7 protein-coding genes and 3 pseudogenes are annotated in these 12,944 nt (G+C 64.4%); all 10 read left to right on the forward strand.

What is annotated here, in order from left to right; genetic code table 11:
- Positions 1–137: 137 nt before the first annotated feature.
- The 10 genes and pseudogenes from zapE (at position 138) to AKN84_RS30810 (ending at position 12,854) form a co-directional block, all read left to right on the forward strand.
- On the forward strand, positions 138–1,325 hold the full coding sequence (gene zapE, locus AKN84_RS30765; RefSeq protein WP_050424249.1) for a cell division protein ZapE: 1,188 nt from the start codon (positions 138–140) through the stop codon (positions 1,323–1,325).
- Positions 1,326–1,547: 222 nt separating this feature from the next.
- Positions 1,548–2,516 (forward strand): malate dehydrogenase, encoded by a 969-nt coding sequence (mdh, locus tag AKN84_RS30770; RefSeq protein ID WP_021078790.1) that lies wholly within the window; start codon positions 1,548–1,550, stop codon positions 2,514–2,516.
- A 160-nt stretch (positions 2,517–2,676) separates the two neighbouring features.
- The gene (sucC, locus tag AKN84_RS30775) at positions 2,677–3,873 is read left to right on the forward strand and encodes an ADP-forming succinate--CoA ligase subunit beta (protein WP_050424250.1); all 1,197 of its coding nucleotides are present in this window, start codon (positions 2,677–2,679) and stop codon (positions 3,871–3,873) included.
- Positions 3,874–3,875: 2 nt separating this feature from the next.
- A pseudogene (locus AKN84_RS50480) lies at positions 3,876–4,350 on the forward strand (DUF1579 family protein).
- A gap of 36 nt (positions 4,351–4,386) precedes the next feature.
- Positions 4,387–5,267 (forward strand): annotated as a pseudogene (gene sucD / locus AKN84_RS30785) (succinate--CoA ligase subunit alpha).
- Between the two features lie 254 nt (positions 5,268–5,521).
- Positions 5,522–8,481, forward strand: a pseudogene (locus AKN84_RS30790) (2-oxoglutarate dehydrogenase E1 component).
- Between the two features lie 173 nt (positions 8,482–8,654).
- On the forward strand, positions 8,655–9,869 hold the full coding sequence (gene odhB / locus AKN84_RS30795; protein WP_050424251.1) for a 2-oxoglutarate dehydrogenase complex dihydrolipoyllysine-residue succinyltransferase: 1,215 nt from the start codon (positions 8,655–8,657) through the stop codon (positions 9,867–9,869).
- A 72-nt stretch (positions 9,870–9,941) separates the two neighbouring features.
- Positions 9,942–10,691: an SDR family oxidoreductase gene (locus AKN84_RS30800; RefSeq protein ID WP_050424278.1), complete on the forward strand. Its 750-nt coding sequence runs from the start codon at positions 9,942–9,944 to the stop codon at positions 10,689–10,691.
- Positions 10,692–10,775: 84 nt separating this feature from the next.
- Positions 10,776–12,176, forward strand: coding sequence for a dihydrolipoyl dehydrogenase (gene lpdA, locus AKN84_RS30805; RefSeq protein ID WP_050424252.1), 1,401 nt, complete (start codon positions 10,776–10,778; stop codon positions 12,174–12,176).
- Between the two features lie 138 nt (positions 12,177–12,314).
- Positions 12,315–12,854: a hypothetical protein gene (locus AKN84_RS30810; RefSeq protein ID WP_050424253.1), complete on the forward strand. Its 540-nt coding sequence runs from the start codon at positions 12,315–12,317 to the stop codon at positions 12,852–12,854.
- Positions 12,855–12,944 lie beyond the last annotated feature (90 nt).

Genomic DNA, 12,944 nt, shown 5'->3' on the forward strand with positions numbered 1-12,944 from the left:
TCGCGGTTTGTGGCGCCGGCGAGGCGCGTGCGGTCGGCCGTGGTATGCAAGGGTTTGCGCTTGCATACCTGCTGCATGCCCATTGGCACAATTCACGGCTTGCAATTTGCCGCGCACTAGGGCCGTAAGGTGGGCTCATGCTGTCCACCTCGCCTAGTTCGTTCCTAGAACACTACAAATCCCTGGTCGCCTCCGGCGCGATCGAGGCTGATCCCGCGCAGGCCGTCGCCGCCGATGCGTTCAGCGCGCTGGAGGAGCGGCTCGCGAGCTACAAGCCGCAGCGCAAGCAGGGTCTGTTCGGGCGGCTGTTCGGCGGCGACAAGGACGACAAGCTGCCGCGCGGGCTCTACGTCCATGGCGAGGTCGGCCGCGGCAAGACCATGCTGATGGACCTGTTCTTCCAGCAGAGCCCGGTCGAGCACAAGCGCCGCGCGCATTTCCACGAATTCATGGCCGAGGCGCATGAGCGCATCTACGGCTTCCGCCAGCAGATCGCGCGCGGCGAGATCGCGGACGGCGACGTGATCGCGCTCACCGCGCAGGCGATCTTCGACGAAGCCTGGCTGCTCTGCTTCGACGAATTCCACGTCACCGACATCGCCGACGCGATGATCCTCGGGCGGCTGTTCGCAAAGCTGTTCGAGCTCGGCACCGTCGTGGTCGCGACCTCGAACGTCGCGCCCGACGATCTCTACAAGGGCGGTCTCAATCGCGCACTGTTCCTGCCGTTCATCGCGCAGATATCAGACCACATGGACGTGCTGCGGCTCGATGCGCGCACCGACTTCCGGCTGGAGAAACTCGTCGGCGTGAAGATGTGGCTGGTGCCCGCGGATGACGCGGCCGATGCCGCGCTCAACGCGGCCTGGCGCAAGATGACCGGCAATGCGCCGTGCAAGGCGCGCCTCATTCCGATCAAGGGACGCATCCTGAACGTGCCGTGCTCGGCGCACGGCGTCGCGCGCTTCAGCTTCATGGACCTCTGCGAGAAGCCGCTTGCCGCGTCCGATTATCTGAGGCTTGCGCACGACTACCACACGATCCTGATCGACCACATTCCGGTGATGGATTACGCCGAGCGCAACGCGGCCAAGCGCTTCATCTCGCTGATCGACACGCTCTATGACAATGCCGTGAAGTTGATGGCCTCCGCCGAGGCCGATCCGGTGTCGCTGTACCTTGCCGAGGAAGGCGTCGAGGCGATGGAGTTCAAGCGCACCGCTTCGCGCCTGATCGAGATGAGCTCGGAATCCTACCTGGCTTTGCCGCACGGCCGGAAGGATTCGTCGGCGAGCGGTTCGACGACCGGACTGGTCGAGACCTGACATTCAGCCCTGAAATTTGGTCTCGAAATTTGCTCTTGCCCGCGGCCCGGTTCGGAGCAACTTTTCGTGTCTCCGGGCGGACGTTGCTGGCATGCCTGACCGAATTGCAGGCAGGGCCCGCAATCGGGCAGGCCCTGACTTGAATGGATCATTCGAAAGGGATAACCACCCTTGCAACCGACTTCCCTCCCTCCTGCATCCAGTTCAAAGGACTGATTTCCCATGGCACGCGACAAGATTGCACTGATTGGCTCCGGACAGATCGGCGGAACGCTGGCGCACCTCGTTGGCCTCAAGGAACTCGGAGACGTCGTGCTGTTCGATATCGCCGAGGGCGTGCCGCAGGGCAAAGCGCTCGACATCGCGCAGTCGTCGCCGGTCGACGGCTTCGACTCCAACCTGGTCGGCGCCAATTCCTATGAAGCGCTCGACGGCGCCAAGGTCTGCATCGTCACCGCGGGCGTGCCGCGCAAGCCGGGCATGAGCCGCGATGATCTCCTCTCCATCAACCTCAAGGTCATGGAGCAGGTCGGCGCCGGCATCAAGAAGTACGCGCCCGACGCCTTCGTCATCTGTATCACCAACCCGCTGGACGCGATGGTGTGGGCGCTGCAGAAGGCCTCCGGCCTGCCGCACAAGAAGGTGGTCGGCATGGCCGGCGTGCTCGACTCCGCGCGCTTCCGCTACTTCCTGGCCGATGAATTCAACGTCTCGGTCGAAGACGTCACCGCCTTCGTTCTCGGCGGCCATGGCGACACCATGGTGCCGCTGACCCGCTACTCGACCGTTGCAGGCATTCCGCTGCCCGACCTCGTCAAGATGGGCTGGACCTCGCAGGCGCGCATCGACGAGATCGTCGATCGCACCCGCAATGGCGGCGCCGAGATCGTCAACCTGCTCAAGACCGGCTCCGCGTTCTACGCGCCGGCCGCTTCCGCGATCGCGATGGCCGAGAGCTATCTGAAGGACAAGAAGCGCGTGCTGCCCTGCGCGGCCTATCTCAACGGCGAGTACGGCGTGAAGGACATGTATGTCGGCGTGCCCACCGTGATCGGCTCCAAGGGTGTCGAGCGCGTGGTCGAGATCGAGCTCGCCGGCAAGGACCGCGAAGCGTTCGACAAGTCGGTCGGCGCGGTGCAGGGCCTGGTCGACGCCTGCAAGAAGATCGCGCCCGATCTGCTCGGCAAGTAATCTCAATCGGCAATGACCCGATAGGCGATTCCAATCGCCTGTCGGGTGCAAGATGATGAAATTCTGGCGGATTTTGTAGTTGCGCGAGCCTTGGTATATGGTATGCCAGTGTCAGGGCTGACGTTAAGTTCGCCGCACGAGGGTTTGGGAGCGTCTTTCCATGAATATCCACGAATACCAGGCCAAGGCTCTGCTGCATGAATTCGGCGTGCCGATCTCGCGCGGCGTTCCGGTGCTGAAGCCGGAAGAAGCCGACGCGGCGGCCAAGCAGCTCCCCGGCCCGATCTGGGTGGTGAAGAGCCAGATCCACGCCGGCGGCCGCGGCAAGGGCAAGTTCAAGGAAGCATCCGCCGGCGACAAGGGCGGCGTCCGCATCGCCAAGTCGGTCGCCGAGGTCGGCGAGTTCGCCAAGCAGATGCTCGGCGCGACGCTGGTCACGGTGCAGACCGGCCCGCACGGCAAGCAGGTCAACCGCCTCTACATCGAGGAAGGCTCCGACATCGACAAGGAGTTCTACCTCTCGATCCTGGTCAATCGCGAGACCTCGGAAATCTCCTTCGTGGTGTCGACCGAAGGCGGCGTGAATATCGAAGAGGTCGCCCATTCGACTCCCGAAAAGATCGTCTCCTTCTCGGTCGATCCCGCCACCGGCATCATGCCGCATCACGGCCGCACGGTGGCTGAGGCGCTGAAGCTGAAGGGCGATCTCGCCAAGCAGGCCGAGAAGCTGACGGCCCAGCTCTACACGGCGTTCGCCGCCAAGGACATGGCGATGCTCGAGATCAACCCGCTGGTTGTCACCAAGCTGGGCCAGCTCCGCGTGCTCGACGCCAAGGTGTCGTTCGACAGCAACGCGCTCTACCGTCATCCGGACGTGGTCGCGCTGCGCGACGAGACCGAGGAAGACGCCAAGGAGATCGAGGCGTCGAAATACGATCTCAACTACGTCGCGCTCGACGGCACGATCGGCTGCATGGTCAACGGCGCCGGCCTCGCCATGGCGACGATGGACATCATCAAGCTGTACGGCATGGAGCCGGCGAACTTCCTCGATGTCGGCGGCGGCGCCAGCGTCGAGAAGGTCGCGGCCGCGTTCAAGATCATCACCGCCGATCCGAACGTGAAGGGCATCCTGGTCAACATCTTCGGCGGCATCATGAAGTGCGACGTGATCGCCGAGGGCGTGGTCGCCGCGGTGAAGCAGGTCGGCCTCAAGGTGCCACTGGTGGTGCGCCTCGAAGGCACCAATGTCGAGCAGGGCAAGAAGATCATCCGCGACAGCGGTCTCAACGTGCTGCCGGCCGACAATCTCGATGACGCCGCACAGAAGATCGTGAAAGCCGTCAAGGGAGGCTAACGATGGCCGATCATCTCGACGCTCCGACCCCGCTGGACGAACACCGCAAGCTCGCGGCTTTCGCGGGCGAGTGGAACGGCGAAGAGATGGTCTTTCCGTCGCGCTGGACCGCCGGCGGTCCAGCCACCTCGCATGTCGTTGCGCGCATTGCGCTCAACGGCTTCTACCTGATCCAGGACAGCGTGCAGACCCGCGACGGCAAGGAAAGCTTCGCCACCCACGGCGTCTTCACCTACGACCGCGACGATCGCGCCTACAAATTGTTCTGGCACGATTCGCTCGGCTACTACCCGCCGTCGCGCCTCCGGCGGCTGGGCGGGCAAGTCGCTGATCCTGGTGCGCGGCTCGCTGCGCGGCAATGCCCGTCACGTCTACGAGGTCGTCGACGACAACACCTACACCATGAAGATCCAGTTCTCGCCTGACGCGGAAGGGTGGGCCGATGTGCTCACCGGCGTGTACCGGCGTATCCACTAAACCCTTCACCGCTGTCTCGCGAAAGCATCTCGAACCATGTCCATTCTGATCGACAAGAACACCAAGGTCATCTGCCAGGCTTCACCGGCAAGAACGGCACGTTCCATTCGGAAGCGGCGATCGCTTACGGCACCAAGATGGTCGGCGGCGTGGCGCCGGGCAAAGGCGGCTCGACCCATCTCAACCTGCCGGTGTTCGACACCGTCGCCGAAGCGCGCGAGAAGACCGGCGCCGACGCCAGCGTGGTCTATGTCCCGCCGCCGGGCGCGGCAGATGCGATCTGCGAGGCGATCGATGCCGAGATCCCGTTGATCGTCTGCATCACCGAGGGCATTCCGGTGCTCGACATGGTGCGCGTGAAGCGCTCGCTGTCGGGTTCGAAGTCGCGGCTGATCGGGCCGAACTGCCCCGGCGTGATGACCGCCGGCGAGTGCAAGATCGGCATCATGCCGGCCAACATCTTCAAGCCCGGCTCGGTCGGCATCGTCTCCCGCTCCGGCACCCTGACCTATGAAGCGGTGTTCCAGACCACCCAGGAGGGCCTCGGCCAGACCACCGCGGTCGGCATCGGCGGCGACCCGGTCAAGGGCACCGAGTTCATCGACGTGCTGGAGATGTTCCTGGCCGACGAGAAGACCAAGTCGATCGTCATGATCGGCGAGATCGGCGGTTCCGCCGAGGAAGACGCCGCCCAGTTCCTCAAGGATGAAGCCAAGCGCGGCCGCAAGAAGCCGATGGTCGGCTTTATCGCCGGTGTTACCGCACCTCCCGGCCGCCGCATGGGCCATGCCGGAGCGATCATCTCCGGCGGCAAGGGCGACGCCGGTTCCAAGACCGCGGCGATGGAAGCCGCCGGCATCAGGGTGTCGCCGTCTCCGGCGCGGCTCGGGCACACGCTCGCCGAGATGCTGAAGTAATCGCCGCCCGGCGAGGTTCCCTTCGGCTGGCGCGATTTCGGGCGGGTTCTCCTTGGGGAACCCGCCTTTTTCATGCGTTTTGCGGTCAGAACGCAGATCAATAAGATATGAAAATTGATTCATTCTTTAGTTCTTTTAGGCAGGAATATCCGACCTAGATAGGGTAAAGGATATCCATCCAGCCGGCGCTCTTCCCAGACCGGCACTTGCGCCGTCTCCTACGCGCGAACCGAAAAAATCACCAGGACTGCCTCATGTCTCGCCAAGACGCGAACGCCGCTTTTGCTCTCTCCTCATTCCTGCAAGGCACCAACGCCGCCTATATCGACGACCTCTATGCTCGCTACGAGCAGGACCCGTCGTCGGTCGACGCCGAATGGCAGGATTTCTTCAAGAGCCTGAAGGACGCCCCGGCCGACGTGCAGAAGAACGCCGAAGGCGCCTCGTGGGGCCGGGCCAACTGGCCGGTGACGCCGCGCGACGAGCTGACCTCGGCGCTCGACGGCAACTGGGCCCAGGTCGAGAAGGCGGTCGGCAGCAAGCTCGCGGCCAAGGCGCAGGCCAAGGGCGCCGCGCTCTCCGACGCCGACGTCCATCAGGCCACCCGCGATTCGGTTCGCGCACTGATGCTGATCCGCGCCTACCGCATGCGCGGCCATTTCCACGCCAAGCTCGATCCGCTCGGCATCGAGGCGCCGCGCGACCGCGAGGAACTCGATCCGCGCTCCTACGGCTTCTCCGAGGCCGACTTCGATCGCAAGATCTTCCTCGATCACGTGCTCGGCCTCGAATACGGCACGCTGCGCGAGATCGTTCAGATCTGCGAGCGCACCTACTGCCAGACGCTCGGCGTCGAGTTCATGCACATCTCCAACGCCGCGCAGAAGGCGTGGATCCAGGAGCGCATCGAGGGTCCGGACAAGGAGATCAGCTTCACGCCGGAGGGACGCCGCGCGATCCTCAACAAGCTGATCGAGGCCGACGGCTTCGAGAAGTTCTGCGATACCAAGTTCACCGGCACCAAGCGCTTCGGCCTCGACGGCGGTGAATCGCTGATCCCGGCGCTCGAGCAGATCATCAAGCGCGGCGGCAATCTCGGCGTGAAGGAGATCGTGTTCGGCATGCCGCATCGCGGCCGCCTCAACGTGCTGACCCAGGTGATGGGCAAGCCGCACCGCGCGCTGTTCCATGAATTCAAGGGCGGTTCGGCCAACCCGGACTCGGTCGAAGGCTCCGGCGACGTCAAGTATCACCTCGGCGCCTCCTCGGACCGCGAGTTCGACGGCAACAACATCCATCTGTCGCTGACCGCAAATCCGTCGCATCTCGAGATCGTCGATCCCGTCGTGATGGGCAAGGTGCGCGCCAAGCAGGACCAGCACGGCGATCCGCCGGACATGCGCATCTCGGTGCTGCCGCTGCTGATGCACGGTGACGCGGCGTTCGCGGGCCAGGGCGTGGTGGCGGAATGCTTCAGCCTGTCCGACCTGAAGGGCTACCGCACCGGCGGCTCGCTGCACTTCATCGTCAACAACCAGATCGGCTTCACCACCTATCCGCGCTACTCGCGCTCGTCGCCCTATCCGTCCGACGTCGCGAAGATGATCGATGCGCCGATCTTCCACGTGAACGGCGACGATCCGGAAGCGTGGTGTTCGCCGCCAAGGTCGCGATCGAGTTCCGGCAGAAATTCCACAAGCCGGTCGTCATCGACATGTTCTGCTACCGGCGCCACGGCCACAATGAGGGCGACGAGCCGGCCTTCACCCAGCCGGTGATGTACAAGAAGATCGCCTCGCACCCGACGACGCTGGAGATCTACGCCAAGCGGCTGGTCGCCGATGGCGTGCTCACCGAAGGTGAGGTCGAGAAGGCCAAGGCCGACTGGCGCGCGCGGCTCGATGCCGAGCTCGAGGCCGGCTCGGGCTACAAGCCGAACAAGGCCGACTGGCTCGACGGCAAATGGGCAGGCTTCAAGTCGGCCGATCAGGAAGAAGACGCCCGCCGCGGCGTCACCGGCGTCGATGTCGCCGTGCTCAAGGAGATCGGCCGCAAGATCACCAAGGTGCCGGACGGTTTCCGGGTTCACCGAACGATCCAGCGCTTCCTCGACAATCGTGCCAAGGCCATCGATACCGGCGAAGGGATCGACTGGGCGACCGGCGAGGCACTGGCGTTCTGCACGCTGCTGCAGGAAGGCCATCACGTGCGGCTGTCCGGCCAGGATTCCGAGCGCGGCACCTTCTCGCAGCGCCATTCGGTGCTGATCGACCAGGAGGACGAGAGCCGCTACACGCCGTTCAACCATCTCGGCGGCGAAGACACCGGCCATTACGAGGTGATCAACTCGCTGCTGTCGGAAGAGGCCGTGCTCGGCTTCGAATACGGCTACTCGCTGGCCGAGCCGAATGCGCTGGCGCTCTGGGAAGCGCAGTTCGGCGACTTCGCCAACGGCGCCCAGGTCGTGTTCGACCAGTTCATCTCCTCGGGCGAACGCAAATGGCTGCGCATGTCGGGCCTCGTCTGCCTGCTGCCGCACGGCTATGAAGGGCAGGGACCGGAGCACTCCTCCGCGCGCCTCGAGCGTTATCTGCAGATGTGCGCCGAGGACAACATGCAGGTGGTCAATCCGACCACGCCGGCGAACTACTTCCACGTGTTGCGGCGCCAGCTGCATCGCGAGATCCGCAAGCCGCTGATCCTGATGACGCCGAAGTCGCTGCTGCGCCACAAGCGCGCCGTGTCGCGGCTCGACGAGCTCGGCAAGAACGCGACCTTCCATCGCATCCTGTACGATGACGCGCAGATGCTGCAGGACGAGAAGATCAAGCTGGTGCCGGACGACAAGATCCGTCGCGTCGTGCTGTGCTCCGGCAAGGTCTATTACGACCTGTACGAGGAGCGCGAGAAGCGCGGCATCGACGACATCTATCTGATGCGCATCGAGCAGCTCTATCCGGTGCCGCTCAAGGCGCTGGTCCAGGAGTTCGGCCGCTTCAAGAATGCCGAGATGGTCTGGTGCCAGGAAGAGCCGCGCAACATGGGCTCCTGGCACTTCATCGAGCCCTATCTCGAGTGGGTGCTGAACCAGGTCCACGCAGCCAACAAGCGTCCGCGCTATGCCGGCCGTCCGGCATCGGCGGCGACCGCCACCGGGTTGATGTCGAAACATCTCGCGCAGCTCAAGGCGCTGCTCGACGACGCACTGAACTAACGACCTTCACCAACACCATGCCCCGCCTTGTGCGCAATTGCGCACTGGAGCGGGGCATCCGGTATCCCGCGTCATCCAGCACAAGCGCTGTCGTCACGGAGTACCGGGTCGTTCGCTTTGGCGGATGGTGGCCGGAAAAATTTTGCGACCGCAGGGTTATCGAGGAAAAGACCATGACTGAAATTCGCGTTCCAACGCTCGGCGAATCCGTAACCGAGGCCACGATCGGCCGCTGGTTCAAGAAGGCCGGTGAGGCCGTTGCGGTGGACGAGCCGTTGGTGGAGCTGGAAACCGACAAGGTCACCATCGAGGTGCCCGCGCCGGTCGCCGGCACCCTCGGCGAGATCATCGCCAAGGACGGCGAGACCGTCGCCGTCGGCGCGTTGCTCGGCCAGATCAATGACGGTGCCGTCGCCGCGGCCAAGCCCGCTGCCGCAGCCGCCGCTCCCGCAGCGGCGCCTGCCGCACCCAAGGTGCCGCCGGCGGATGCGCCGCTCGCGCCCTCGGTGCGCAAGCTCTCCGCCGAAAGCGGCGTCGACGCCTCCACCGTTCCGGGCTCGGGCAAGGACGGCCGCGTCACCAAGGGCGACATGCTGGCCGCGATCGAGAAGGCCGCCTCGGCGCCGACCCCGGTCAACCAGCCGGCCGCCGCCGTGCAGGTGCGTGCGCCGTCGCCGGCGGACGACGCCGCCCGCGAGGAGCGCGTGAAGATGACCCGGCTGCGCCAGACCATCGCGCGCCGACTCAAGGACGTGCAGAACACCGCCGCGATGCTGACCACCTTCAACGAGGTCGACATGACCGAGGTGATGAAGCTGCGCGCCCTCTACAAGGACACGTTCGAGAAGAAGCACGGCTCGAAGCTCGGCTTCATGGGCTTCTTCACCAAGGCGGTGGTGCAGGGGCTGAAGGATATTCCGGCGGTCAACGCCGAGATCGACGGCTCCGACCTGATCTACAAGAACTACTACCACATCGGCGTTGCTGTCGGCACCGACCGCGGCCTGGTGGTGCCTGTGGTGCGCGACTGCGACCACAAGTCGATCGCCGAAATCGAGAAGTCGATCGCCGACTACGGCCGCCGTGCCCGCGACGGCCAGCTCAAGATCGACGAGATGCAGGGCGGCACCTTCACCATCACCAATGGCGGCATCTACGGCTCGCTGATGTCGACGCCGATCCTGAACGCGCCGCAGTCCGGCATCCTCGGCATGCACAAGATCCAGGAGCGGCCGATGGTGGTCGGCGGCAAGATCGAGGTCCGCCCGATGATGTATCTGGCGCTGTCCTACGATCACCGCGTCATCGACGGCAAGGAAGCGGTCACCTTCCTGGTGCGCGTCAAGGAGAGCCTGGAGGATCCGGCCCGCCTGGTGCTGGACCTCTAAGGTCATATCGCGCGCGGCGTCCGATCGGATCGGGCGCCGCGATTCGTTGGGTGCTTACCTTTGGGGATCAACGTGACGGACAAGGTCGTTGTCATCACCGGCGGCAGCCGCGGCATCGGCCGCGCCACCGCGCTTGCAGCTGCCGCGCGCGGCTATCGCGTCGTCGTCGGCTACGCCACGAACCAGGCTGCGGCCAATGAGGTCGTCACCGCGATCGAGGCCAGGAACGGCAAGGCGATCGCGGTGAAGTGCGACGTCGGCAGCGAGCAGGACATCCTGGCGCTGTTCAAGGCGGCGGATGGCTTCGGCACGCTCGGTGCGCTCGTCAACAATGCCGGCATCGTCGGCAAGAGCGGTGTGCGCGTCGACGAGATGTCCGCCGAGCGCATCCAGCAGATGATGTCGGTCAACGTCACCGGCAGCATCCTGTGCGCGCGCGAGGCGGTGAAGCGGATGTCGACCAAGCACGGCGGCAAGGGCGGCGTCATCGTCAACCTGTCCTCGGTCGCGGCGAAGCTCGGCGCGCCCAACACCTATGTCGACTATGCCGCCTCCAAGGGCGCGATCGATTCCTTCACCGTCGGCCTCGGCTACGAGGTCGCGGGTGAAGGCATCCGCGTCGCCGGCATCCGGCCCGGACTGATCGACACCGACATCCATGCCGCGGGCGGTGAGCCCGATCGCGCGCATCGGCTCGCCCATATGGTGCCGATGAAGCGTGTCGGCACCGCGGATGAAATCGCCAACGCCATCGTCTGGCTGATCTCGGACGAGGCGTCCTACGTCACCAGCGCGATCCTCGACGTGTCGGGCGGCCGCTAAAACATAAATCCGACGCGGGTCCCGATCTGCCGATCAGATCGGACCCGCCTTATTGTCACAGAGTTAGCTACAGGACCTTCCATCATGGCTTCTTACGATCTCGTCGTCATCGGCACTGGCCCCGGCGGTTATGTCTGCGCGATCCGCGCGGCGCAACTCGGCATGAAGGTTGCCGTCGTCGAGAAGAATGCGACGCTGGGCGGCACCTGCCTCAATGTCGGCTGCATGCCGTCGAAGGCGCTGCTGCACGCTTCCGAGATGTTCGAGGAAGCGGGGCACTCCTTCGCCAAGATGGGCGTCAGCGTCCCGGCGCCGAAGCTCGATCTGCCCGCGATGATGAACTTCAAGCAGCAGGGCATCGACGGCAACGTCAAGGGCGTCGAATTCCTGATGAAGAAGAACAAGATCGACGTGCTCAAGGGCACCGGCAAGATCCTCGGTGCGGGTAAGGTCGAGGTCACCAGTGACGGCAAGTCCGAGACCGTCGAGACCAAGAACATCGTGATCGCCACCGGCTCCGACATCGCGCGGCTGAAGGGCATCGAGATCGACGAGAAGCGCATCGTGTCGTCGACCGGCGCGCTGTCGCTGGAGAAGGTGCCGGAGAAACTGCTGATCATCGGCGCCGGCGTGATTGGGCTCGAACTCGGCTCGGTCTGGCGCCGCCTCGGGGCGGATGTCATGGTCGTGGAATTCCTCGACCGCATCCTGCCTGGCATGGACGGCGAAGTGGCAAAACAATTCCAGCGCATGCTGGAGAAGCAGGGCTTTGTCTTCAAGCTCGGCACCAAGGTCACCGCGGTCGACACCTCGGGCAAGACGCTGCAGGCCAAGGTCGAACCGGCCGCTGGCGGCGCTGCGGAGACCATCGAGGCCGACGTCGTGCTCGTGTGCATCGGCCGCGTGCCCTACACCGAGGGCCTCGGGCTGAAGGACGCCGGCGTTGCGCTCGATAATCGCGGCCGTGTCGAGATCGACGCGCACTTCTCGACCAATGTGAAGGGCATCTACGCGATCGGCGACGTCGTCGCCGGGCCGATGCTTGCGCACAAGGCGGAAGACGAGGGCGTTGCCTGCGCCGAGATCATCGCCGGCCAGGCCGGCCATGTGAACTACGACGTCATTCCAGGTGTTGTGTATACCACGCCGGAAGTGTCGTCGGTCGGCAAGACCGAGGAAGACCTCAAGCAGGCCGGCGTCGCCTATACCGTCGGCAAATTCCCGTTCACCGCGAACGGCCGCTCCAAGGTCAATCAGACCACCGACGGCTTCGTGAAGGTTCTCGCAGATGCGAAGACGGACCGGGTGCTCGGCGTCCACATCGTCGGCATCGAGGCCGGTGAAATGATCCATGAAGCCTGCGTTCTGATGGAATTCGGCGGTTCGGCCGAGGATCTGGCGCGGACCTGCCACGCACATCCGACCCGCTCCGAGGCGATCAAGGAAGCTGCGCTTGCGGTGGGCAAGCGCGCCATCCATATGTGATGATCGAACGTCCGGCGCGAGCCGGGCTGGAGCATGGTCCGGAAAAGTGTGAAGCGGTTTTCCGAGAAGATCATGCTCAAACAAGGAGCTGAAGCGCGTTGATTCAACTCGGTCTCATCGCGCTTTAGGATCACAGGGATGTTGCGCCGCCTGCTTCAGCCGTTCTGGGTCCTGCTTGCGATCATCTTCCTGATCGAGGCCTGGCTGTGGGACCACCTCGAGCCGATCGTGGCCCGGGTGGTCGCCTGGATCCCGCTCCGTGCGCTCAAGCAATGGCTGGCCGACCAGGTCGATTCGCTGTCGCCGGCGATGACGCTGATCGTCTTCGTCGTGCCGCTGATCCCGCTGTTTCCGCTCAAGCTGGTCGGGCTCTGGCTGCTGGCGAACCAATATTGGTTCAGCGCAGTCTCGCTGATCCTGTTTGCCAAATTCCTCGGCGTCGGCGTCACGGCCTTCGTGTTCGACGTGACACGGTCGAAGCTTTTGGAGATGCCCTGGTTCGAGGCGCTCTATAATTTCGTGATGGCGCTGCGCGCCAAGGCTACTGCGCTGGTCGAGCCGGTCAAGCAGCGCATCCGCGAGATGATCAGCGGCGACGGCGAGGGCTGGGCCGCGCGCACGCTGCGCCTGATCGCCCGCTTCCGCAAAAGCGTGCATCAGACCAGCAAGGTTCTTTGATCGGCACTTCTAGCCCCGTCATCCTGAGGAGCCCGCGCAGCGGGCGTCTCGAAGGATGCACGGCCCCGCTGTGGCCCCGTCGATCCTTCG

Origin of the sequence: Bradyrhizobium tropiciagri (assembly GCF_001189845.1) — a bacterium.
Lineage (GTDB): Bacteria > Pseudomonadota > Alphaproteobacteria > Rhizobiales > Xanthobacteraceae > Bradyrhizobium > Bradyrhizobium tropiciagri.